The sequence below is a fragment of the Haloarchaeobius sp. FL176 genome (genome assembly GCF_024609245.1).
Taxonomy (GTDB): domain Archaea; phylum Halobacteriota; class Halobacteria; order Halobacteriales; family Natrialbaceae; genus Haloarchaeobius.
Genome location: NZ_JANJYH010000004.1, coordinates 1 through 20,224 on the forward strand (window position 1 = coordinate 1; position 20,224 = coordinate 20,224).

25 protein-coding genes and 1 pseudogene are annotated in these 20,224 nt (G+C 68.5%); 5 read left to right on the top strand and 21 right to left on the bottom strand.

The features are described 5' to 3' along the window. Positions 1-246 precede the first annotated feature (246 nt). Complete coding sequence (locus NO978_RS08505) at positions 247-1,221, bottom strand: ornithine cyclodeaminase family protein (RefSeq protein WP_257299148.1); 975 nt, start codon at positions 1,219-1,221, stop codon at positions 247-249. Positions 1,222-1,265: 44 nt separating this feature from the next. Then, on the bottom strand, positions 1,266-1,982 hold the full coding sequence (locus NO978_RS08510; RefSeq protein ID WP_257299149.1) for a bifunctional 2-polyprenyl-6-hydroxyphenol methylase/3-demethylubiquinol 3-O-methyltransferase UbiG: 717 nt from the start codon (positions 1,980-1,982) through the stop codon (positions 1,266-1,268). A gap of 140 nt (positions 1,983-2,122) precedes the next feature. On the opposite strand from NO978_RS08510, the gene NO978_RS08515 reads away from it, so the two are divergent. Further along, positions 2,123-2,461, top strand: a complete 339-nt coding sequence (locus NO978_RS08515) for a hypothetical protein (protein WP_257299150.1) — start codon at positions 2,123-2,125, stop codon at positions 2,459-2,461. Between the two features lie 15 nt (positions 2,462-2,476). Here the strand turns inward: NO978_RS08515 and NO978_RS08520 are convergent, their stop codons facing one another. From NO978_RS08520 to thpR, 9 genes are all read right to left on the bottom strand, one after another. After that, the gene (locus NO978_RS08520) at positions 2,477-3,886 is read right to left on the bottom strand and encodes a signal recognition particle protein Srp54 (protein ID WP_257299151.1); all 1,410 of its coding nucleotides are present in this window, start codon (positions 3,884-3,886) and stop codon (positions 2,477-2,479) included. A gap of 263 nt (positions 3,887-4,149) precedes the next feature. Then, positions 4,150-4,539: a hypothetical protein gene (locus NO978_RS08525; protein ID WP_257299152.1), complete on the bottom strand. Its 390-nt coding sequence runs from the start codon at positions 4,537-4,539 to the stop codon at positions 4,150-4,152. Between the two features lie 102 nt (positions 4,540-4,641). Beyond that, entirely contained in the window at positions 4,642-5,814 is a 1,173-nt protein-coding gene (gene ftsY, locus NO978_RS08530) for a signal recognition particle-docking protein FtsY (protein ID WP_257299153.1), read from the bottom strand. A 6-nt stretch (positions 5,815-5,820) separates the two neighbouring features. Then, positions 5,821-6,288, bottom strand: a complete 468-nt coding sequence (gene pfdA / locus NO978_RS08535) for a prefoldin subunit alpha (protein WP_257299154.1) — start codon at positions 6,286-6,288, stop codon at positions 5,821-5,823. Continuing rightward, a complete protein-coding gene (gene rpl18a, locus NO978_RS08540; RefSeq protein ID WP_257299155.1) occupies positions 6,285-6,461 on the bottom strand; it encodes a 50S ribosomal protein L18Ae in 177 nt (58 codons plus the stop codon). The genes pfdA and rpl18a overlap by 4 nt, the downstream gene beginning before the upstream one ends. A 237-nt stretch (positions 6,462-6,698) precedes the next feature. Then, complete coding sequence (locus tag NO978_RS08545) at positions 6,699-7,364, bottom strand: translation initiation factor IF-6 (protein WP_257299156.1); 666 nt, start codon at positions 7,362-7,364, stop codon at positions 6,699-6,701. A 7-nt stretch (positions 7,365-7,371) separates the two neighbouring features. Next, the gene (locus NO978_RS08550; protein ID WP_089732351.1) at positions 7,372-7,650 is read right to left on the bottom strand and encodes a 50S ribosomal protein L31e; all 279 of its coding nucleotides are present in this window, start codon (positions 7,648-7,650) and stop codon (positions 7,372-7,374) included. Continuing rightward, positions 7,650-7,802: a 50S ribosomal protein L39e gene (locus tag NO978_RS08555; RefSeq protein WP_089732352.1), complete on the bottom strand. Its 153-nt coding sequence runs from the start codon at positions 7,800-7,802 to the stop codon at positions 7,650-7,652. Before NO978_RS08555 ends, NO978_RS08550 begins: the two co-directional genes overlap by 1 nt. A 99-nt stretch (positions 7,803-7,901) precedes the next feature. After that, the gene (thpR, locus tag NO978_RS08560; protein WP_257299157.1) at positions 7,902-8,456 is read right to left on the bottom strand and encodes an RNA 2',3'-cyclic phosphodiesterase; all 555 of its coding nucleotides are present in this window, start codon (positions 8,454-8,456) and stop codon (positions 7,902-7,904) included. Between the two features lie 121 nt (positions 8,457-8,577). Here thpR and NO978_RS08565 point away from each other — a divergent pair. The 3 genes and pseudogenes from NO978_RS08565 to serA all read left to right on the top strand — a co-directional run. Next, a pseudogene (locus NO978_RS08565) lies at positions 8,578-9,303 on the top strand (tetratricopeptide repeat protein); the annotation flags it as partial. 2 nt (positions 9,304-9,305) lie between these two features. After that, positions 9,306-9,599 carry a DUF424 domain-containing protein gene (locus NO978_RS08570; protein WP_257299159.1) on the top strand — a complete coding sequence of 98 codons (294 nt, stop codon included), beginning with the start codon at positions 9,306-9,308 and terminating at the stop codon, positions 9,597-9,599. Between the two features lie 121 nt (positions 9,600-9,720). After that, positions 9,721-11,304 carry a phosphoglycerate dehydrogenase gene (gene serA / locus NO978_RS08575; RefSeq protein ID WP_257299160.1) on the top strand — a complete coding sequence of 528 codons (1,584 nt, stop codon included), beginning with the start codon at positions 9,721-9,723 and terminating at the stop codon, positions 11,302-11,304. Between the two features lie 47 nt (positions 11,305-11,351). On the opposite strand, the gene NO978_RS08580 is transcribed toward serA, so the two are convergent. The 4 genes from NO978_RS08580 to NO978_RS08595 all read right to left on the bottom strand — a co-directional run bounded on the left by NO978_RS08580 (position 11,352) and on the right by NO978_RS08595 (position 13,722). Then, positions 11,352-11,630 (bottom strand): hypothetical protein, encoded by a 279-nt coding sequence (locus tag NO978_RS08580; protein WP_257299161.1) that lies wholly within the window; start codon positions 11,628-11,630, stop codon positions 11,352-11,354. An 88-nt stretch (positions 11,631-11,718) separates the two neighbouring features. Further along, positions 11,719-12,978 (bottom strand): threonine synthase, encoded by a 1,260-nt coding sequence (gene thrC, locus NO978_RS08585; protein ID WP_257299162.1) that lies wholly within the window; start codon positions 12,976-12,978, stop codon positions 11,719-11,721. A gap of 68 nt (positions 12,979-13,046) precedes the next feature. Further along, positions 13,047-13,427, bottom strand: a complete 381-nt coding sequence (locus tag NO978_RS08590; RefSeq protein ID WP_257299163.1) for a helix-turn-helix domain-containing protein — start codon at positions 13,425-13,427, stop codon at positions 13,047-13,049. Between the two features lie 49 nt (positions 13,428-13,476). Further along, a complete protein-coding gene (locus NO978_RS08595) occupies positions 13,477-13,722 on the bottom strand; it encodes a hypothetical protein (RefSeq protein ID WP_257299164.1) in 246 nt (81 codons plus the stop codon). A gap of 281 nt (positions 13,723-14,003) precedes the next feature. Between NO978_RS08595 and NO978_RS08600 the strand changes: the two genes are divergently transcribed. Further along, the gene (locus tag NO978_RS08600) at positions 14,004-14,186 is read left to right on the top strand and encodes a hypothetical protein (protein WP_257299165.1); all 183 of its coding nucleotides are present in this window, start codon (positions 14,004-14,006) and stop codon (positions 14,184-14,186) included. 3 nt (positions 14,187-14,189) lie between these two features. Here the strand turns inward: NO978_RS08600 and argF are convergent, their stop codons facing one another. From argF to lysX, 6 genes are read right to left on the bottom strand one after another with little or no spacing between them, the layout of a single operon-like run. After that, positions 14,190-15,125: an ornithine carbamoyltransferase gene (gene argF / locus NO978_RS08605; RefSeq protein ID WP_257299166.1), complete on the bottom strand. Its 936-nt coding sequence runs from the start codon at positions 15,123-15,125 to the stop codon at positions 14,190-14,192. Further along, positions 15,122-16,225 (bottom strand): [LysW]-lysine hydrolase, encoded by a 1,104-nt coding sequence (locus NO978_RS08610; RefSeq protein WP_257299167.1) that lies wholly within the window; start codon positions 16,223-16,225, stop codon positions 15,122-15,124. The genes argF and NO978_RS08610 overlap by 4 nt, the downstream gene beginning before the upstream one ends. Then, positions 16,222-17,355, bottom strand: coding sequence for an aspartate aminotransferase family protein (locus tag NO978_RS08615; RefSeq protein WP_257299168.1), 1,134 nt, complete (start codon positions 17,353-17,355; stop codon positions 16,222-16,224). Before NO978_RS08615 ends, NO978_RS08610 begins: the two co-directional genes overlap by 4 nt. Next, complete coding sequence (locus NO978_RS08620) at positions 17,356-18,240, bottom strand: acetylglutamate/acetylaminoadipate kinase (protein WP_257299170.1); 885 nt, start codon at positions 18,238-18,240, stop codon at positions 17,356-17,358. Continuing rightward, positions 18,241-19,314 carry an N-acetyl-gamma-glutamyl-phosphate reductase gene (gene argC / locus NO978_RS08625; RefSeq protein ID WP_257299172.1) on the bottom strand — a complete coding sequence of 358 codons (1,074 nt, stop codon included), beginning with the start codon at positions 19,312-19,314 and terminating at the stop codon, positions 18,241-18,243. Further along, positions 19,314-20,192, bottom strand: coding sequence for a lysine biosynthesis protein LysX (lysX, locus tag NO978_RS08630; protein WP_257299174.1), 879 nt, complete (start codon positions 20,190-20,192; stop codon positions 19,314-19,316). Before lysX ends, argC begins: the two co-directional genes overlap by 1 nt. Between the last annotated feature and the right edge of the window lie 32 nt (positions 20,193-20,224).

Genomic DNA, 20,224 nt, shown 5'->3' on the forward strand with positions numbered 1-20,224 from the left:
TGCTGGCGACGTGGCGCCAGCAGGGACGCAATCCATACGAAGAGCTTCGTCGAGTCGTCAGCAGCAATGATATGATCTCACGGGCTCACGCTGTGCCGGCTGTCGAGACCTCGGGGTAAACACATACAGCAGATCTATCCGTGCTAGTAGTAGTCGTCGAAGCCCTACGAGTCGCGAACGGCGTCTGCCGGTTCAAGGACAGCATCTCCGTACGGTCACTCGTCGTCCTCAGAGCGCTGTAGCCATTCAGAACGACTGCTCGGTCCCGGTTCCGTCTTCGGTCGCCGACTCGTACACCTCGGCAGCCGCTGCTGCGTCGAGCACCGCCGTCCCGACGCTCTCGACGACGATAATCTCCTCGTCGGACTCCCGCCCCGATTCACCCTCGAACACCGCCGAGAGCGGAATCAGGTCCTCGGCGGCCAGGTCGGTCGCCAGCAGGTCGCCGATCTCGGCGACCTCCTCGGGAACGTCCGCGAACACGCGGGCGGAGCGGTCGAACACCGCGGATTCGAGCTCCTGCATCTCACCGGTGTACGCGCCGACGGCGACGACGAGCGCGCCCGGCGCGAGCGCGTCGGCGGGGAACACCGGCTCCGGGCTAGTCGTCGCCGTCACGACGACGTTCGAATCCGCGACCGCGGCCGCGGGTGAGTCGACGGCCTCGGCGGGGATATCGTGGTCCCGGAGATCGGCCGCGCAGTCGTGGCGCGAGTCGCTCGGCGAGTAGACCTCGACCGACGCTACGTCACAGAGCGCCGCGATGGCGCGGGTCTGCCAGCGCGCCTGCGTGCCGGCGCCGAGCACGCCCACGCGGAGCGGCTCCCCCGCTGCCAGGTCACGGGCCGCCAGCCCGCCGATACAGCCGGTCCGGGCGTTCGTGATCCGTCCGCCGTTCATGAACGAGACAGGCTGGCCGGTCCGCGCGTCGGCGAGGACGACCTGCGCGTGGATGGTCGGCAGCCCGTACTCGGCGTTGCCCTCGTGGACGCCGACCAGCTTCGTCGCGAAGTACGGCTCTCCGTGGACGTACGCGGGCATCGCCAGGCCCATCCCCAGCGGCTCCGGCCCGTCGAGCCCAGTCCCGACGTCGTAGTGCGGACGCTCCGGGCGTTCGACCTCGCCACGGCCCTGCTTCACGAGCGCGTCCTCCACCACGGGTGCGAGCGACGGGAGGTCGACCAGCGACGCGACCTCGTCGTCGGCGAGCACGAGTACCATGTCCGGGGAGTGGCCGAGTGGCGTGTTAACTGTTTCCGGCCGATTCACTTCGCAAGCCGGGCCTCGTAGTAGACCTCGTGGTGGTGCTCCACGTCGACCACCGACCACGGCGTCCCCACACAGCTGTCCCGCAGGCGGTCGGGGGAGAACAGCAGGAAGTGCAGCGCCCGGCCGAGAATCCGGTCGCCGTCACGCGGTTCGTACTCGAAGTGGAACGCGCGGTGGGCGAAGCCGTCGCGGGGGTCGGGCCGGTAGCCGAACAGCGCCTCGTCGACCAGGTTCGGGTCGTAGTTGTCCACCTGTGCGGTGGCCTCGCTGTCGGTGATGTGGGCGAGGTCCGACAGCAGCGAGCGCACGCCCGCGACCGAGTGCGCGAGCCCGACCTGCGTGCCGTTCAGCAGCACCGAGCGGAACTGATCGCGGCGGAACGGCAGGTCGAACATGTCCGCGACGGCGACCGACTCGACGCCGCGCTCGCGCGCCGCCTGCACCGCGCCGGGACTCACGTCCACACCCAGCACCTCGGTCCCGCGGTCCTCGAAGAACCGGACGTGCTGGCCCGCGCCGCAGCCGAGGTCGAGCACCGGGCCGTCGAGGGCGGCGAACCGCTCGCACCGTTCCTCGTCCCAGTCTTCGTGGCTGCCGAAGTAGTTCTCCTCGATGTGGCCGTCCATCCGGTCCACGCCGTCGACGTACCGACAGTCGCCGAGTTCGCCGCGCTGATAGTCCCGCATCGCCGTGCCGAGTGCATCTGCGCTCATACACGTAAGCCAACACACCGCAATTGTAATAATATTGTAATGAATGGCGGTAACGTGCCACATCTGTGAAAGCCTCACGTCTGCAAGGGGCGCTACAGGCCTGGAGAAAACACTTACCGGCCCCGCAGGATGACGCGAGTGTGCCAGCACGCCGTCGGTTCCTCCAGACGCTCGCTGGAGCCGGAGTCGCCTCGCTCGCCGGCTGTTCGTTCGGCGGCGAGTATCACGACTTCGAGGCCGAGAATCGGGGTGACGATGCCGAGACCGTCCGCGTGGCGTGGGACGACCACGAAGAGCAGTTCTCGCTCGACCCGGACGAGTCCGTCTCGCGGCACGACCTGCTTCCCGACGAAGGGACGACCACCATCGAGGTCAGCGCCGCGAACGCCTATGAGGAGCTGGAGTGGACCGGGAGCGGCACGCTCGCGGTAGACATCGACGTCTTCGACGTATCCATCGACAGAGTCTACGACGACTGAAAATCGAAGCGTCGGCTACCCGAACGGCCCGCCACCGCCGCCGCCGAGGCCGCCCATGCCGCCACCACCGCCGCCGCCCTGCTGTTGCATCTTCTTCATCATGCGCTGCATGTCGCCGTCCATGCCGCCCTGGAACTGCTTCAGGGTCTGCTCCATCATCTTGTGCTGCTGGAGCAGCTCGCGGATCTTCTCCTCGGGCTGGCCGGAGCCCCGCGAGATACGCTCGACCTGGGACTGCCCGACCGAGCGCGGGTTCTCCATCTCACCGTCGGTCATCGAGTCCATGATGACCTCGAAGCTGCGCATGCGCTCCTGGGTGACGTCCATCGCGTCGTCGGGCAGCTGGTCCTTCAGCCCGCCGCCGCCGAAGCCCGGAATCATGTCCATCACCTGGTCGAGCGGCCCCATGCGGTTCATCGCGTCCATCTGCTTCTTCATGTCCTTCAGGGTGAACTGGCCCTGGAGCATGTCCTCGGGGTCCCAGTCTTCCTCTTCCTCCTGGGTTTCCTCCATCGCCCGCTCGACGCGCTCGACGAGCGAGCCCAGGTCGCCCATGCCGAGCAGCCGGGAGATGAACCCTTCGGGCTCGAAGCGCTCGATGTCCGGGACCTCCTCGCCGGTGCCGAGGAAGGCGATCGAGGAGTCCGTCTCGTTGACGGCGGTCAGCGCACCGCCACCCTTCGCCGTCCCGTCGAGCTTCGTGATGACGACACCGCCGATACCGACGGACTCGTCGAACTGCTGGGCCTGCTCCTTCGCACCCTGTCCGATGGCCGCGTCGAGCACGAGCAGCGAGATGTCCGGGTCGACGGTCGCCTCTATCTCCTCGATCTCGTCGATGAGGTCGTCCTCCAGCGCGTGGCGACCCGCCGTGTCGACGATGTGGACGTCGGCGTCCTCGGTCGCTTCGAGCCCCTTGCGGGCGATGTCGACCGGGTCGTCGTTGTCCGGGTCGCCGTAGAAGTCGACCTCGGCGCGCTCGCACATCTGCTTGGCCTGGTCGTACGCACCCGGGCGGAAGGTGTCCGTCTGGATGACCGCCGGGCGGAGCCCCTTCTTCGAGAACCACCACGCCATCTTCGCCGCGGACGTCGTCTTCCCCGACCCCTGCAGACCGGCGAGCATGATGGTCTGCTCCTCCAGCGGGAGCTCCGTCGAGTCCCCGATGAGGTCGACCAGCTCCTCGTAGACGATGCGGAGGACGAAGTCACGCGCCGGTGTGCCCGACGGCGGCTCCTCCTCCAGCGCGCGCTGTTTGATGTTGTCCGACAGCTCCATCACGAGGGAGACGTCCACGTCCGCCTGCAGCAGCGAGCGCTGAATCTCTTTGACGACCTCCTCGACGTCCTCCTCGGAGATGCGTGACTTCCCGCGGAGTTTGTCGAGGGTGCCTCGGAGAGAGCTCCCCAAATCGTCGAGTACCATTATTGAATACCCGTACGTGGCTCCCGCCTAAAGGCCTTTTTCTCGCACGGAGCCGGCACCGATACCCACTCCTGCGGATCTCGAATCGGCAGCAACCTCTCGATTTGACTACCGAAACTGGCTTCTGGGACCGCTTTTAACTCCGGTCGTCGTACGACCACGTGCAGCACGTCGCCAGCTGTCATCCCACCCACTTCCATCATCCCGATGGCACCCTGGCGATTCTTTTCACTCTACCACCCCGAGTCTTCTCTCTAAAAATGTCAGTTTAGTGTATACAGTCCCGATAAAACAGTTATGTGAGCGACAAACCCGCTAGCAAAGACTAACAAAGTTATACGTCCGATGAAATCAACAGCGATCATCAGTATTCCCCCAGTCAGGAGGCCAGTTGTGATTAATACGAGTATATTATCTTCCACAAATACTCTGGATTCTTCTAATAGATTAGTGCCTTGAATAAAAAAGCTCAGAGACGCAACGACGACGAACGCCAGGCTAGCTCCAAGAATTGATGAACCCGACAGCACTTGCTCTGAGTGCCTTCCGCTAACACTATAGGTACCCGCAAGCAGGACGGCACCGACCACAGAGGTCGTGAAAATACGCCGCTTGAGATGTTCTCTTTCTTCGGATTCCTGTAGCACGCTCATATGGAGCTATTACTAATAGAAATAGTTTAACGTTCCCCCCTGAGACGACGACCGTTCGTCCCCATCTCTCTCATCCACTCGCAACTCCCAGAGTGGAGTTGCTTACGCCTCGTCGCCGAGGAGCCGCCCGACGACGACCTCGGGGTCGAACCGTTCGAGGTGGTCGTAGCCCTGTCCGACGCCGAGGAACAGGATGGGCTTGCCCGTGACGTGGGCGACCGAGATGGCCGCGCCGCCGTTGGAGTCGGCGTCCGCCTTCGTGAGGATTGAGCCGTCGATGGTGACGGCCTCGTCGAACTGCTCGGCGCGTCGAACCGCGTCCTGTCCCGCGACCGCCTCGTCGACGAACAGCGTCATGTCGGGGTCGACGACCCGCCCGATCTTCTCGAGCTGGTCCATCAGCCCCTCGTTCGTGTGCAGGCGACCCGCCGTGTCGCCCAGCACCACGTCGACCTCGTTCGCCTCGGCGTACTCGACGGCGTCGTAGATGACCGCCGCCGGGTCACCGCCCTGCTGGTGCGAGATGAGCTTCCGGTCGAGCGCCTCGGCGTGCTCGCCGATCTGCTCGTTCGCCCCGGCACGGTAGGTGTCGCCGTTCGCGAGCACCGACGAGTAGCCCCGTTCCGCGAGGTAGCGGGACATCTTCGCGATGCTCGTCGTCTTCCCGACGCCGTTGACGCCGGTGAAGATGATGACGAGGGGCTTGTCGGCGTCGGCGATGCGCTGTTCGAAGTCGAACTGTCCGACCGAGATGACCTCGAGCAGCGCATCGCGGAGTGCGTCCTCGACGATGCCCCCGGTCGATTCGGTGAACTTGCGGCGCTCGCCGATGAGCTCTTCCTCGACGCGGTCGAGAATCTCCTCGGCGACGCTCATCTCCACGTCGGACTCGAGCAGCGCCATCTTGAGGTCCCAGAGCGGCTCCTTCAGGTCCTCCTCCTCGATGACGAACTTCCCCGTCGCCGCGGCCTTCATCTTCGCCCCGAAGCCCGTCGACTTCTCTTCCTCTTCGGTGGCTTCGTCGGACGGCTCGTCGGCGGCCGGTTCGTCGGCGGTCGTGGACGCCTCGTCGGCGTCCTCCGCGACCGGCTCCGCCACGGCGGACTCGGCAGCCGGGGCGTCCTGCTCGGTCGCCTCCTCGGCGACCGTCGCGGCCTCCGCAGTCTCGCCCTCGGGAGCCTCGGTCGCGGCCTCCTCCTCGGCGGCCTTCTCCTCGGCCGTCTCCTCGACGTCTTCGCGGAAACTGCCGAGCTTCTCCTTCAGGCTGTCGAACATCGTCGCTTACTCGTCGTCGGCCTCTTCCTGCTGCTGGGCCTGCTGCATCTGCTGCTGGAGCTGCTGCTGCTGGGCCTGCTGGGCCTGCTGCTGGAGCTGCTCGTTCTCGCTTTCCAGCTCGGCGATCTCGTCCTGCACGTCCTCGATGCGGTCGTCGACGTTCTCTTTCTTCGTCTCGAGCGTGTCGATAGCGCCTTCCTGGTCGCGCTCCGCGGCGTAGCCGCCGCCGAGACCGACGACGATCTCGTCGATGTCCTCGACCGTCGCGCGGATGTAGGCGTCGCCGCCGAGCGGCACCTGCACGACCGAGTCCGACTCGAGCGTCTCGAGCGCTTCGATTGCCTCGTCGATCTCGGTCTGCTCGTTGCGAAGGTCCGTGACCTCGCCCTCGAGCTCCTCGATCTCCTCCTGGATGGCCTGCATCTCCTGCTGGAGCTGCTGCATCTGGCCACCGCCGCCACCACCGCCCATCATTGTGCCTCGACCTCCGTGACGTCCATCTGCGTGCGCTTCAGCCCGTGCTGGCTGCCGAATGTCGCGAACGTACGCTCACGTGCGACGTTCTCGTTGGGCGCGTCGACTGTCGTCTCGAAGGGTCGGTCACCCTCGCGTGCCTGGAACGTCCCGCGGACAGTAAACTGACTCATGGCCGCTACTCGGTCGGGCAGATGGAAGAATGTTCCCTTCTGTCCGTGCGCGTGTCGGTTCGGAGTGGTGTCCGGAGCCAGTCGGTGGCGGTGCACGCGCCCCCGTGTTCGACGCGAAAACCCTCAGCAGTCGTCGGAGTCGTGCGGGTCGACACCCGCTCGAAGCTCTCCCCACCGCCGTCGGGGTTTACACTTGTCGTAAACTTCGGCTAGAAGCGACAGCAGAAGCGCCGAAGCTCAGTCCACGAGCCCGAGCGCGTCCTCGATACGTCCGAGTTCGGGACCTGTCGTGTCCCCACCGGCCACGTAGCCGTTGTCGTTGACGACGAGGCCAGAGCCGACGAGCGGTGCACCGTAGTTGACGGTGCCGACGTCGGCCGGGACGCCGAGCAGGTCCTCGAGCGCGTCGAGCTCTGCGTCGGTCGACTTGGGGTGACAGAGCACGCCCTTGTTCGTCGCGACGGCGGCGGTGCCGACGGTGCGCACACCCGCGAGGTCGCCACGTTCGACGGGCACGTCGAGAGTGTCCTCGACGATGGCGACGGCGTCGTCCGAGAGGTCCGGGTGGACGTACGCGCCAGTGTCGTTCGCGAGGACGATGTTCCCGACGGCGTTGTGCCGACCGGGCAGCTCGCCGAGCGTGCCATCGATGGCGTCATCGAGGCGCTCGCGCTCGTTGTCGCGGATTCGGCTGGTGACGAGCAGGCCGCTGGAGTTCCCCGTCGCGAGCGCGCCGACAGTGGAGGAGCCGGCGACGTTCGTGGGGATGGCCGGCACCGAAAGCTCGTCGGCGAGCTGGCTCTGGAGGGACTCGTCGAGGTCGGGGCGACACAGCAGACAGGTGTCGGTGGCCCGCGCGAAGACGCCGACGTAGGGAGACCCGGCGAACGCGGTCCGTAGCACGGCTTCGTTACTCCGCGTGTTCGGCTTCCACGATCGACTCGCCGTCCTCGTCGAAGCGGGCGGCGCGAACGCGGAGCTTGCTCGGGGGCTTCTTGCGACCGCGCGACCAGACCGCCTCGTTGATAGAGGGGTCGAGGCGCACGGCGTCGCCGTCGACACTGAAGTGCTGCGCGAGGTGGTCCCGTATGAGGGACATCGCCTTGTCGGCGCGCTTGTGCTTCGCTTCCGCGTTCACGTCGCGGAGCGGCACGGTGATGACGCGCTCCTCGAAGTCGTTCGCGCTCATTATTCGTCGGTGTCGTTACGCCGCCAGTTCCGGCGCTTGTAGTTGCGCTGGGTCTCCATGTCGGTCTTGAGCATAACCCATGCAGGCACCCGGCTGTTCTGTCGCTCGAGCTTGGCGAGGCGCTTTTTCTTCGCCTTCGACTTCTTACCCATAGTGCCCGCAGATACCCCGTCCGCGTTTATAGTGTTGTTCTTTTCGAGCCGCCATCCGCGACCGGGCGGTTCGGGCCCGTTCGCCGCCGTGCCGGAGCACTACAGCGGGAATCGCGCGACGGTCTCGTACTCCGGCCCATCGTCGGTCAACGTGCTCTCGGTCAGGCGGACCTCGTCGACGTGCATCGAGCCGACAGTGGGGTCCGTCTCGCGGACCAGCTCCTGTACCCGCTCCTTCCCGCCCGCGTGGCGCATCCGTCCGAGGGTGACGTGCGGTGTGAACGCGTGGTCCTCGGGCGAGAACCCGATGGCCGTCGTCTCGGCCTCGATGCCCTCGTGGAGCGTGACGAGGTCGTCGCCACCGTCACGGAGCCCGACCCAGACGACGTTGATGTAGTCGAGCGACGGGAAGACGCCGAGTCCCCCGAACGTCGCCTCGAACGGCTCGACGGCAGCGCGGTCGACGCCGGCGGCGACGGCATCCTCGACTCGCCCGCGGCGGGCCTCGCTCACCTCCCCGAGGAACTTGAGCGTGACGTGGACGCTCTGGGGGTCCGTCGGGTCCAGCCCGGAGACTCCGCCGAACCGCTCCTGCACCGAGGCCACGTCGTCGGCGAGGGCGTCGGGGAGGTCGACACTGACAAACAGTCGCATAGGTCACCAGATGCCCGACTGCGACTTGAAACTATCTCCCGTTCAATCGCAAGCAGAGAGCGGGTTCTTACCCGGTCCGTACGTCGCAACCCTTACCCGTCCGGACCGCCAACCGCGGTGTATGACTGACGAGGACCCAAAGCACGAGTTCTCCGAGGGTCAGGGCTTCTCCGACCCGTACGAGGGCTTCGACCTCGACCCCCCAGAGCTGGGCGTCGACCCGAGCAAGGTCGACCCCGTCGACTCCCGCGTCGTCACCGACATGCTCGACCGGGAGAGCCTCGACAGCGGCAACGTCGACGCCGACGCGCTCATCGACGTCGGCCTGAACTACATGGGCATCAACCGCCACGAGCAGGCCGCCGACGCGTTCGAGCGCGCCGCGCGCTTCGCCGAAGACGAGCTCGTCGAGCAGGAGGGCTGGGTGAACAAAGGTGTCGCCCACGCCGAGATGGAAGAGTGGGACGCCGCCATCGGCGCGTACCGGGAGGCGCTGCACATCGACGACGACTCGGAACACGCCGCCTCCGCCGAGACGAACCTCGCCTACGCACTGTGGGAGTCCGGCGACGTGTCCCGCGCGCTCGAACACGCGGAGCGGGCCGTCGAGCTCGACTCGCGGTTCGCACAGGCGTGGTACAACCGCGGCTTCTTCCTGCTCGAGCGCGGGCTGGCCGAGGACGCGCTGAACTGCCTCGACAACGCCATCCGCCTCGACATGCGGAACGCGGACGTGCTCGAGGAGAAGGCCCGCGCGCTGGAGGAGCTCGATAGACACCAGGAGGCCGAGGAGATCGCCGAGGAGGCCGAGGCCATCCGCCGGCAGCAGGAGGAGGAACTCGTCGACGGATGATACTCAACGAGCGACGGACCGAGGAGGGACTGCTCGTCTCCGTCTGCGACCCGGACGTCCTCGGCGAGACGTTCGAGGACGGCGACCTCTCGCTGACCGTCTCCGAGGAGTTCTACGCCGGCGACGAGGTCGACGAGGACCAGGTCATCGACAGCCTGCACCGCGCCAGCGTCGCCAACATCGTCGGCGAGCGCTCGGTCACCGTCGCCATCGACGCCGGCATCGTCGAGGAGGCGAACGTGCTGACCATCGAGGACACGCTCCACGCACAGCTGCTCCGCCTCGGGTAGCGCCGGCGTACCTGACCGCCGGTCGACCGCGGCAGCCGTGCCCCGCGAGAACGTCCCGCACAGCCGCGCAACGCGGGCCGCTAGAGGAAACGTTAACCCGGCCGGGCTGGTTGCTTGCGGCATGAAGGTTCTCGTAACGGACCCCATCGCGGACGCGGGTCTGGACGTGTTCCGCGACGCGGGGCACGAGGTCGAGACGGCGTACGAGGTCTCCGGCGACGAACTGCTCTCGGCAGTGAGCGACGCGAACGCGCTCGTCGTCCGGTCTGGAACGGAGGTCACCGAGGAGGTGTTCGCGGCGGCCCCCGACCTCGTCATCGTCGGGCGGGCCGGCATCGGCGTCGACAACATCGACATCGACGCCGCCACCGAGCACGGCGTCATCGTCGCGAACGCGCCCGAGGGCAACGTCCGCGCGGCCGCCGAGCACACGGTCGCGATGGCCTTCGCCGCGGCGCGCTCCATCCCGCAGGCACACATCCGACTGAAGGGTGGGGAGTGGGCCAAGGGCGACTACCTCGGCACCGAGGTCAACGGCAAGACGCTCGGCGTCGTCGGCCTCGGTCGCGTCGGCCAGGAGGTCGCGAAGAAGTGCGGCTCGCTCGGGATGGACATCGTCGCGTTCGACCCGTACATCTCGGAGGACCGCGCCGACCAGCTCGGCGCCGAGCTCGTCGATCTCGACGGCTGTCTCGACCGCGCCGACTTCCTCACGGTCCACGTCCCACTGACCGAGGAGACGGCGGGCATGATCGGCGAAGAGGAGCTCGCCCAGCTCGAGGGTGGGTACGTCGTCAACTGCGCCCGCGGCGGCGTCGTCGACGAGCCGGCGCTGGCCGAGGCGGTCGAGGACGGCGTGCTCGCCGGCGCGGCGGTCGACGTGTTCGCCGACGAGCCCGTCAGCGAGGACAACCCGCTGCTCGGGGTCGACGACGTGGTCGTCACGCCCCACCTCGGGGCGAGCACCGAGGCCGCACAGGAGAACGTCGCGACCTCGACGGCCGAGCAGATCGTCGCCGCGTTCGCGGGCGAGCCCGTCATGAACGCGCTGAACGCGCCCTCCATCGACGAGACGGCGTTCCCGCGCGTCCAGCCCTACGTCGAACTCGCCGAGACCGCCGGCAAGGTCGCCGCACAGCTGCTCGACGACCGCATCTCGAACGTCGAGGTCGTCTACCAGGGCGACATCGCCGAGGAGGACGTCGACTTCGTCACCGCCAGCGCGCTCAAGGGCGTGTTCGAGCCGCTCGAGTGGCAGGTCAACGCCGTCAACGCCCCGCGCATCGCCGAGGAGCGCGGCGTCGATGTCACCGAGTCGAAGACTCGCTCGGCCGAGGACTTCCAGAGCCTCGTCACGGTGAAAGTCGCCGACGGCGACCGCGAGGTCTCGGTCTGTGGTACCCTGTTCGCGGGCGACGACCCGCGCATCGTCCGCGTCGACGGCTACCGCGTCGACGCCATCCCGCACGGGCGCATGGTCGTCGCGCGCAACGCGGACGAACCGGGCGTCATCGGCCTCATCGGGAGCGTCATGGGCGACTACGGCGTGAACATCGCGGGGATGTTCAACGCCCGAGAGACCATCGGCGGCGAGGCGCTCACCGTCTACAACGTCGACGGCGAGGTGCCCGAGGGAGCGATGGAGGAACTGCTCGGCGACGGGCGCATCATCGAGGTGCGCCAGATCGTCCTCGACGACGACTGAGCGCGGCCGGAACGACACATCACCGCCTTCTTCCGACGACGACCCACCTACAGCGACAGCGCGTGCCAGAGCCGGCCGACGAGCGTCCGCCCGCCGTCCGTCCGGAGCTCGCGGTCCTCGTCGGCGTCGCGGGCCGCGAGCGCGGTCTCGTACTGCTCCCGCAGCGCGTTCACCTGTGACTCGCGCGCTTCGAGGTCTCGTTCGAGGAGCGCGACCTGCGCACGCAACGCCGCGGGGTCGGTCGGCGTGTGGTCGGTGTCGCGCTTGTCGGTCGGTTCCTCCCCCGGCTGGGCCGACGACGGGTCGGGTTGGGCGTTTCGGGACACGGACGGTATGCTACGGTCACACACTACAAAAATCGGCGGCAGACTCCCGAACGACGGCCGTCTGACTGGCGGGTGAAAGTGGTCCCGTTCAGCTGCCGAGGTGGTCGAGAACGCCGGCGGTGTCGCCGGGCACCGGCTCGGGGTCGGCACCGGCCGCGGCGGCCGCGTCGGGGTCCTTCAGCAGGTGGCCCGTGGTCAGGCAGACGACGCGCTCGTCGGCGCTCACGTCGCCGCGTTCGCGGAGCTTCCGGAGGCCGGCGAGGCTGGCCGCCGAGGCGGGTTCGACGCCGATGCCCTCGCCCGCGAGGTCGCGCTGGGCCTGCGTGATGGCGTCGTCCTCGACGGCGACGGCGGTGCCGCCCGTCTCGCGGATGCCCGGCAGGGCCTTCGGCGCGTTGACCGGGTTGCCGATGCGGATGGCGGTCGCCACGGTCTCGACGTGGTCCCAGCGCCGGGTCTCGTCGTTGCCCTCCTCGACGGCCTCGACCATGGGGGCCGCGCCGGCGGCCTGCACGCCGGTCAGCTTCGGCACCTCGTCGCGGTCCATCGCGCCCGCCTGGACGAGTTCGCGGAAGCACTTGTACAGCGCCGCGGTGTTGCCGGCGTTGCCCACGGGCAGGACGATGCGGTCGGGGTACTCGCCGTAGTCCGCCTCGTGCGCCTCCAGTATCTCCAGCCCGATGGTCTTCTGGCCCTCCAGCCGGAACGGGTTGAGCGAGTTGAGCAGGTACGCCTCCCCGCGCGACGCGAGGTCCTGCACGATGTCGAGGCAGGTGTCGAAGTTGCCATCGACCTCCAGGATGCGCGCGCCGTGGAGGCTCGCCTGGGCGACCTTCCCCGCGGCGACCTTCCCGGCCGGCAGCAGCACGAGCGTTTCCAGCCCGGCACGTGCGCCGTAGGCAGCCAGCGCGGCGGAGGTGTTGCCCGTCGAGGCGCAGGCGAGCCGACCGACGCCGAGCGCCTGGGCGGTCCGGACGCCGACGGTCATCCCGCGGTCCTTGAACGAGCCCGTGGGGTTCATCCCCTCGTGCTTGACCCGGAGGCTCTCGACGCCGACCTCCTCCTCGAGCCGGGGGACGCGGTGGAACTGGGTGTCGCCCTCGGGGAGGCTCACGCCCTCCTCGAACGGGAGCGCGGCCGCGTAGCGCCAGACGCCGCGACCGGAGAAGTCGTCCCAGGTCGGCAGGTCCTCGTAGCGGACCTCCAGCAGCGAACCGCAGTCACACGTGTAGCGGACGGACTCGAACGGCGCGTAGGCGTCGCTGCAGTCGATGCATTCGAGCCAGACGCCGTCGACGGCGGCCGGCGGTGCCGAGGGAGCCTCGGCCGAGAGCGAGAGCGAACTCATTATCGTGGGGTGGCGCTACGCGGGGAAAAAGACGCAGGTTCGTGCGAAGTGATGCCGAAGTCGCAGGCTCAGGCCTCGCCGTCGAACTCGTCGATGGCGCCGTGGACCTGCTCGGTCCACTCGTCGAGGGCCGCGTGGAGCATCTCCTTCGCCTCGGGCAGTTCGACGCCGGTGTACTGGTAGACGTAGCCGCCGGAGTCGAGGAGTCGACGCTCGCGCGCGACGAGCCCGCGTTCGAGCAGCGTCGACAGCGACCGGTTGACGTTGCTGCGGTCGCGTTCGAGCTGGTTCGCCAGCTCCTCGACGGTGCTGCCGGGCTCGTCGAGCAGCAGCAGGTAGGTGCGTGTCTCGTGTTCGTGGATGCCGAAGACGCAGCTCATCACCTGGCGGAAGCCCGGCTCGGGCTGGTCGAGCAGGTCGCCGAGGTCACCGGGGGACGCGTCGCTCATGAGCGAACGCAGGGCGGGTGTGACCTAAAGCCTACGCACCGCGACCGCACTACTCCTCCCGCACTGGCACGTAGCCCTGGTTCTCGATGCACTCGCGCATCGCGGCCTCGGTCTCGTGCTTGTGGAGGGTCGTCGGCGTGTCACAGTAGAAGATCGTCCCGTCGTGTCTGAGCGTCACCTCGTGTTCCGACCCGAGCAGTTCGGTGACGACGCGGACGCGCCGTCCCTCCCGGAGCGCGGCGAGTATCTCGTCGGCCTCCAGTTCGCCGGCACGGACGCGAAGCGGCTCTGTCATCCTGTCTAACTGCTCGCTTCGACACCTTCGCTCTTTTCCCTCGCGGCGGAGCGCGGGCAGCGGGCGGCGGGTTTGTTCGCCACGCTCGGTGACCGACGGCACGAAAATCGCGAGACGAGGCCCGGGCGACCGGCGGTCAACAATCCGGCGTCGAGCGGCGGTCGTCGACGCGCAGTCGCCGACCGTGGTGGTCCGGCTAGCCAGGGCACCGACAGTCAGACCTATTCTTTACCGGAGGTATCATACAATAGATATATCTGGATAGGCGGTCGAGCTAGCGTATGGCACACTCACCGGAGCGTCCCGAACTGTACGTCTGTGGCGACTGCCAGATCGTGTACGCCGGGACCGTCGCTGAACACATGGAGAGCGGCGACCACGTGTACGAATCGCCGACGGAGTGCGAGGTCTGTGGGGCGACCGACTTCGTCGAGAACAGCCAGTGGCCCCACCACCACGACTGACGCCTACCCGACGAGCGTCGCGAGCAGCGCCTTCTGGGCGTGCATCCGGTTCTCGGCCTGCTGCCAGACGACCGAGCGGTCGCTCTCGATCGTCTCGTCGGTGATCTCCTGCCCACGGACCGCGGGGAGACAGTGCATCACCTTCGCGTCGGTGCCGTCGAGCAGCGATTCGCTCACGATGAAGCCGTCGAAGTCGTCGACCTTGTCGTCGTCCTCGCCCATGCTCACCCAGACGTCGGTGTAGACGACGTCGGCGTCAGCGACGGCGGGCTCCGGGTCGGTCGTGACCGTGGGCGGTGTCCCGACCTCGGCTGCCGCCTCGAGCACCTCGTCGTCCAGTCCGTGTCCCTCGGGACAGGCGACGGTGAGGTCGATGCCGGCCATCGCACAGCCCACGGCGAAGGAGCTGGCGACGTTGTTGCCGTCACCGACCCACGCCGCGGTAACGTCGTCGAAGTCGCCGAACAGCTCCTGGATTGTGAGCAGGTCGGCGAGCGTCTGGCACGGGTGCGCGTCGTCGGTCAGGCCGTTGACCACCGGCACCTCGGCGTAGGCCGCCAGCTCGGTCAGGTCGTCGTGGTCGAACACGCGAGCCATGATGGCGTCGACGTAGCCCGAGAGCGCACGGGCGGTGTCTTTCACCGGTTCGCCGCGGTCGAGCTGGGTGTCTTCCGGGCCGAGGAAGACCGCGTGGCCGCCGAGCTGTGTCATCCCCGTCTCGAAGGAGACGCGGGTGCGCGTCGACGGCTTCTCGAACAGCATCGCGAGGGTCTTGTCGCCGAGCTCGCCGTGGGGCTCGCCGTGTTCGACGGCGCTCTTGTACTCGGCCGCGAGGTCGAGCACCGACTGGAGCTCGGCCGCCGACAGGTCGTCGACGGTGAGGAAGTGCTTCGGTGGCTGTGCTGGGTTCGTTGCTGTCACGTCAGTGTGTGTGCTCATTGCAGGTCGTCGCAGACGGTCTCGAGGACCGCGATTGCGCGGTCGTACTCGGGCAGTGCGAGGCGTTCGTCGGGCGCGTGGTCGAGGGCCGAGTCGCCCGGGCCGTAGGTGGCCATGGGGCAGTCCCACGCGCCGGCGAACAGGTTCACGTCGGCCGTTCCGGTCTTCTTGAGGAGGCGAGGGGAGCCCCCTCGCTCTCGGATACCGACGCGGAACGCTCGCCCGACCTCGCTGCGCGGGCTGTCGAGCACGGGCGGGATGGCGTCGCGCCACGCGACGGTGCCCGTGTCGAGTTCGGCCTCCGCCATCGTGCGTATCTCCTCGGCGCTGCTCCCCGGCGGGATGCGGAACTGCACGTCCACTGTCGTCGCCACGGAGAGCCCGTCGTCGGCGACGCCGCCGGTCACGTCCACCGGCTTGGCCGTCACCGACTCGAAGACGGCGTCGTCCGGGCTGTCGAATGCGGCCTCGACCCGATTCCACCACGACATCGCGTGCTGGATGGCGTTGGGCTCCGGGCGCGACGTGTGGCCCGCCTCCGTCTCGGCGCGGTAGGTCCCGGCGAGGAAGCCGCGGTACCCAAGCGTCAGGGCGTCCCAGCCCGAGGGCTCGCCGTTGACGACTGCGTCGGGAGCGTCGCGGTCGTCGACCAGATGGCGCGCGCCGCGGGAGTCGGTCTCCTCGCCGACGACGCCGACGAAGGAGACGCCCGTCCGCACCGCCGCGACGGCCATCGCACAGAGCGGGCCGGTCGCGTCGACGCTCCCCCGGCCCCGGAGGACGGCCGCATCCCGGGGTACCTCGTCACCGCCGCCCCAGGGAGCGGGCTCGTCGGTGTCGCCGGCTTCGGGGTGCTCGATGCCGACGGGCACGTCGCCCGGCACGGTGTCGATGTGGGAGGTCAGCAGGACCGCGTCGTCGCCCGGCGCGCGGACGTTGCCGACGTCGTCCAGCCACGCCTCGCGGCCGTGGTCCCGCAGGAAGTCGCGCAGGTGCTCGGCGGCCGCGCGCTCCTCGCCGGTCGGCGACGGGATGGCGACCATCGACTCGAGCAGGTCGCGTGCCTCGGCGTCCGAGACGGGCGTAGCTGCCTCGCTCACGCCTCCATCACCTCCAGCGTGGCTTCGAGCGCCGTGGCGACCTCGTCGGCGTGCTCCCGGGTCATCGTCAGCGGCGGGAGCAGGCGCACGACCGTCCGACCAGCCGGCAGCGCGAGGATCTGGTGGTTCATCGCGAGGTCGCGCAGGACGCGGTTCGCGCCGCGCCCGACCTCGATACCGACGAGCAGGCCCTCGCCGCGTACGTCCCGCACCGGCAGTTCGGAGAGGCGGTCGACGAGGTAGTCACCTACCTCGGCTGCCTGCCCGGGCAGGTCCGCGTCGACGATGGTGTCGAGCGTCGCCGTCGCCGCGGCGGAGACTGCGGGGCCACCGGAGAACGTCGAGCCGTGCGGCCCGGCGTCCTCGGCGACCCAGTCGGCACAGAGCGTCGCGCCCATGGGTAGGCCGTTCGCGAGCCCCTTCGCCGTCGTCACCACGTCAGGCGTGACGCCGGCGGCCTCGCAGGCCCAGAACGTGCCGGTGCGGCCGAGCCCGGTCTGGACCTCGTCGAAGACGAGTGCCGCGCCGTGGTCGCCGGTCGCCTCGCGGGCGGCCTGCAGGAACTCCGTCGTGCTGGGATTCACGCCGCCCTCGCCCTGCACGGGTTCGAGGATGACCGCGGCCGTCTCGTCGTCGACGGCCTCGCGGATGGCCGCGCTGTCGCCGTAGTCCACGAACTCCACGTCGTCGAGCAGCGGCTCGAACGGCGCGCGGTACTTTGGCTTCCACGTCGTCGACAGCGCGCCCATCGTCCGGCCGTGGAAGCCCCGCTTGGTGGCGACGAACTTCGTCCCGCCGGTAGCGCTCCGGGCGAACTTCAGCGCCGCCTCGTTCGCCTCGGTGCCGGAGTTACAGAGCCAGACGTTGTCCACGCCGGGCGGCGCGACCGACGCCAGCTTCTCGTACAGCTCGTCGCGGGCGCTCGTCGGGTACGAGCCCTGGACGTAGGTGAGGTCGGCGAGCTGTGACTGGGCCGCCTCGACGACGTCGGGGTGGCCGTGGCCGGCGGGCACGCAGGCGTAGCTCGCGCCCACGTCCAGGTACTCGGTGCCCGAGTCGTCGTAGAGGAACACGTCCTCCCCGCGCTCGATGGTGATGGGCTTGCGCGAGAAGACGAAATCGTTCGGCATTCAGCCGCTCACCTCCGATTCGTCGGCGTCCGCGTCGTCGGCGTCCGCGCCGTCGTCGAGCGCACCCGGAAGCAGCGTCGTTCCGTCGCCGGCCAGTGCGGACTGGATGGGTGCGTCGGCGTTCGCCGTGGCGACGACCACCGAGGACGCGCCGCCGGAGAGCGCCTCCTCGGCGGCGAGCACCTTCCGGGTCATGAACCCCTCCGCGGCGGCTTCGAGGGCGTCCCAGTCGGCCGCCGTCTCGACGGTGTCGATACGCGTCGACTCGTCGCCGGGGTCCGCGTAGACGCCCGACACGTCGGTGAGGACGACGAGGTCCGCGCCGAGCGCGCCCGCCACCGCGGCAGCCGCGCGGTCGGCGTCGGCGTTGACCGCGGTGTACGTACCGTCGCCCTCCGCGCCGAGCATCGGGACGGTCACGACGGGCGTGTAGCCGCCCGAGAGCATGGTCTCGAGGAGGTCGACGTTCACCGACTCGATGGTGCCGGAGTGGTCGCCGCGGCGGATCTTCTTCTTGCCGTCCTCCAGCACGCGGACCGCGGACTTGCGCGGGCCGGAGAGCAGGCCGCCGTCGACGCCCGAGAGCCCGACCGCGTTCACGCCCTCGCTCTGGAGCGACTCGACGAGCCCCGTGTTGAGCTTGCCCGGCATGACCATCTTGAACACCTCGACCGTCTCCTCGTCGGTGAACCGTCCGACGACGCCGCCGGGCGTCTCGACGTACTCGGGCTCCATGCCGAGCGATTCGAGCGTCTCGTCGACGGCCGTGGAGCCGCCGTGAACGACGACGACCTCCTCACCTGATTCGACGAGGTCCGCAACGTCGGCGAGCGCACCTTCGGGGTCGACGGCGCGTGCACCGCCGACCTTCACGACGACAGCCATCTACGGACTCCCCACGGGGTGCAGCCCCGCGAACTCGAGCCCTGCTGTCTCCTCGAAGCCGAGCGCGACGTTGGCGGCGTGGACCGCCTGCCCGGCCGAGCCCTTCATCACGTTGTCGATGGCCGAGAACACCACGATGCGCTCGTTTCCGGGGTCCAGCTCGAAGCCAACGTCGGCGTAGTTCGTGCCGGCGACGGCCTTCGGCTCGGGGTAGCGGTAGGAGCCCGAGCCGCCAGCGACGAGCCGGACGAACGGCTCCGCCTCGTACGCGCCGCGGTAGGCCGTCCAGAGCTCCTTCTTCGAGACGGGGCCGTCGGGGAACACGTGGCAGGTCGCGCTCGCGCCACGCACCATGTCGACGGCGTGGCAGGTGAAGGAGACGGAGAGTCCGAGCCACTCCTCGATCTCGGCCTCGTGACGGTGGCCTGTCGGCGCGTAGGGCCGGACGACGCCCGAGCGCTCGGCGTGGCTGGAGGCCGCGCCGCCGCCCGCGCCGCCCTCCGAGGAGCCGACCTTCACGTCGACGACGACGTGGGCGCCGTCGAGGATGTCGGCGTCGGCGAGGGGCTTCAGTCCGAGCAGCGTCGCCGTCGCGTTGCAGCCGCCGGAGGCGATGATGTCCGCGCTCCCCAGGTTCTCGCGGTTGAGCTCCGGCAATGCGTACTCCGCGACGTCCAGGTACTCGGGGGCTGCGTGGCCGTCGTACCACTCGTCGTACTGTCCCTCGGTGGCGAGGCGGAAGTCCGCCGAGAGGTCGACGAGCAGGTCCGACGCCTCGGAGTACTCGTCGACGTGCTCCATCGTGACGCCGTGGGGCGTCGCCGTGAACAGCACGTCGACCGATTCGAGTTCCGAGGGCTCCGAGAAGCGCAGCTCGCGTCCACGGAGGTTCGGGTGGACGCCGCCGATGGACTTGCCGGCGTACTCGCGGCTCGTCGCCTGGACGAGCTCGACGTTCGGGTGGCCGTCGAGTAGACGAAGGAGCTCGCCGCCGGCGAAGCCGGAGCCGCCGACGACGCCCGCGGTGACGGTCTCCGTCTCGGTGTCGGCGTCGGCCGTAGCGGTGGTCCCCACTACGCCGTCACCTCCGCGGTCTCGAGTCCGGGCTCGACGACGGACTCCAGCCAGTCGACGACCGTCGCGGGCACGTCGACGGCGGTCGCGTCGTTGAGCGACTTGAACTCGACGGTGTGGTTGACCTCGTGGACGGTGTAGCCGCCGTCCTCGGTCTCCATCAGGTCCACACCAAGGAGCCCGCCACCGACCGCGTCGCTGGCGCGCTGGACGAGCTCGCAGACCTCGTCGTCGAGGTCGAACTCCTCGGTGTCCGCGCCCTTGGCGGCGTTCGTGAGCCAGTGGTCCGACGAGCGCGCCATCGCCGCGACGGGCTCCCCGTCGGTGGCGAGCACGCGCAGGTCGCGGTCCGGCTTGCCGACGAACTCCTGGACGTAGAACACCGAGTGCTCGTAGTGCCCGAGCGTCGACTTGTGCTCGAGGATCGCCTCGGCGGCCGAGCGCGACTCGACCTTCGCCATCAGACGGCCCCAGGAGCCGACGACCGGCTTGAGGACGCAGGGGTAGCCGAACTCCTCGATAGCCGCGATGGCGGCGTCGGTCGTGAACGCGACCTTCGTGTCGGGCGTGGGGACGCCCGCGTCGGCGAGCGCGAGGCTCGTCTTCGCCTTGTCCGCGCAGATGTCCGCTGTCTCGGCCGCGTTGACGACCGGGATGCCGTATGCCTCGCAGAACTGCGTCGCGTACAGACTCCGCGAGGTCGCCATGCAGCGGTCGAGCACCACGTCGAGCCCGTCGAACGACTCGGGAGCCTCGTGGAGGTCGAACTGCTGTTTCCGCACGTCGATCTTGACGACTTCGTGGTCGCGGTCGCGCAGTTCCGCGAGCAGGAGCTTCTCGTCCCGGCGGATGCGCGAGTAGAGCAGTCCGACCTTCACGCAGCCCACCTCGACCCACGGGCTCGCGTCGG

Excerpts from the sequence above, each read along its gene's own strand:
- thpR (WP_257299157.1), bottom strand. The coding sequence starts at position 8,456 with ATGCGACTGTTTGTCAGTGTCGACCTCCCCGACGCCCTCGCCGACGAC.
- NO978_RS08520 (WP_257299151.1), bottom strand. The coding sequence starts at position 3,886 with ATGGTACTCGACGATTTGGGGAGCTCTCTCCGAGGCACCCTCGACAAA.
- NO978_RS08570 (WP_257299159.1), top strand. The coding sequence starts at position 9,306 with ATGATACTCAACGAGCGACGGACCGAGGAGGGACTGCTCGTCTCCGTC.
- NO978_RS08600 (WP_257299165.1), top strand. The coding sequence starts at position 14,004 with ATGGCACACTCACCGGAGCGTCCCGAACTGTACGTCTGTGGCGACTGC.
- NO978_RS08620 (WP_257299170.1), bottom strand. The coding sequence starts at position 18,240 with ATGGCTGTCGTCGTGAAGGTCGGCGGTGCACGCGCCGTCGACCCCGAA.
- NO978_RS08595 (WP_257299164.1), bottom strand. The coding sequence starts at position 13,722 with ATGACAGAGCCGCTTCGCGTCCGTGCCGGCGAACTGGAGGCCGACGAG.
- thrC (WP_257299162.1), bottom strand. The coding sequence starts at position 12,978 with ATGAGTTCGCTCTCGCTCTCGGCCGAGGCTCCCTCGGCACCGCCGGCC.
- NO978_RS08510 (WP_257299149.1), bottom strand. The coding sequence starts at position 1,982 with ATGAGCGCAGATGCACTCGGCACGGCGATGCGGGACTATCAGCGCGGC.
- NO978_RS08590 (WP_257299163.1), bottom strand. The coding sequence starts at position 13,427 with ATGAGCGACGCGTCCCCCGGTGACCTCGGCGACCTGCTCGACCAGCCC.
- NO978_RS08555 (WP_089732352.1), bottom strand. The coding sequence starts at position 7,802 with ATGGGTAAGAAGTCGAAGGCGAAGAAAAAGCGCCTCGCCAAGCTCGAG.
- NO978_RS08525 (WP_257299152.1), bottom strand. The coding sequence starts at position 4,539 with ATGAGCGTGCTACAGGAATCCGAAGAAAGAGAACATCTCAAGCGGCGT.
- pfdA (WP_257299154.1), bottom strand. The coding sequence starts at position 6,288 with ATGATGGGCGGTGGTGGCGGCGGTGGCCAGATGCAGCAGCTCCAGCAG.
- rpl18a (WP_257299155.1), bottom strand. The coding sequence starts at position 6,461 with ATGAGTCAGTTTACTGTCCGCGGGACGTTCCAGGCACGCGAGGGTGAC.
- NO978_RS08615 (WP_257299168.1), bottom strand. The coding sequence starts at position 17,355 with ATGCCGAACGATTTCGTCTTCTCGCGCAAGCCCATCACCATCGAGCGC.
- NO978_RS08505 (WP_257299148.1), bottom strand. The coding sequence starts at position 1,221 with ATGGTACTCGTGCTCGCCGACGACGAGGTCGCGTCGCTGGTCGACCTC.
- argF (WP_257299166.1), bottom strand. The coding sequence starts at position 15,125 with ATGAGCACACACACTGACGTGACAGCAACGAACCCAGCACAGCCACCG.
- serA (WP_257299160.1), top strand. The coding sequence starts at position 9,721 with ATGAAGGTTCTCGTAACGGACCCCATCGCGGACGCGGGTCTGGACGTG.
- NO978_RS08550 (WP_089732351.1), bottom strand. The coding sequence starts at position 7,650 with ATGAGCGCGAACGACTTCGAGGAGCGCGTCATCACCGTGCCGCTCCGC.
- ftsY (WP_257299153.1), bottom strand. The coding sequence starts at position 5,814 with ATGTTCGACAGCCTGAAGGAGAAGCTCGGCAGTTTCCGCGAAGACGTC.